The sequence below is a fragment of the Pseudoalteromonas luteoviolacea NCIMB 1942 genome (genome assembly GCF_001625595.1).
Lineage (GTDB): Bacteria > Pseudomonadota > Gammaproteobacteria > Enterobacterales > Alteromonadaceae > Pseudoalteromonas > Pseudoalteromonas luteoviolacea_A.
The window spans coordinates 1-517 of sequence record NZ_AUXT01000139.1; the positions used below are offsets into that span (position 1 = coordinate 1).

The 517-nt window shown below is 35.2% G+C and carries 1 protein-coding gene; it reads left to right on the forward strand.

Annotated features, from left to right (window positions below):
• Nucleotides 1–27 precede the first annotated feature (27 nt).
• A complete protein-coding gene (locus N482_RS07285) occupies nt 28–414 on the forward strand; it encodes a ChaN family lipoprotein (RefSeq protein ID WP_063376407.1) in 387 nt (128 codons plus the stop codon).
• Nucleotides 415–517: the final 103 nt, after the last annotated feature.

Sequence of the window (517 nt, forward strand, 5' to 3'; positions counted from 1 at the left end):
CAACTACCTTGAAAAACGCCGAAAGCGATGTCGCATCATAAAGCCTCCAGCAAAAAAGATAGAACCATAACCCAAAGCAATAGTTTTTATGCCCAATTAGCACGTGACAATACTATGGCAGACTCTATATACAAAGTATTCTTACGTAACCCTAATAGCCAAGTTATCCATTTTAACGGCGCATTTCATAGTAACTACCACCTTGGTACTGTTGATGCACTTAAACGTGTTGCACCTGATTTAAAAATAACCGTTATTAGCCCTCAATTTATAAATGAGAAAATCGATTGGAACAAAGGGGACTACATATATAAAATAAAAAGCTTACCTGCTAGATATATTAAAAAAGAAAATAGAGATAAAGCGGTTATGAAAGTGATGAGTGCTAAGAGCAAAAAAAGTTGTGTATTGTAACGCTAAAATTGTAAGTAGAGGCAATGCCCTCTACTTAAAAATATCTAATTTCCGATTCGCTTAAACAAGTTCAGCACAAAGCCGGTAGTGTTCAAAAATCTGT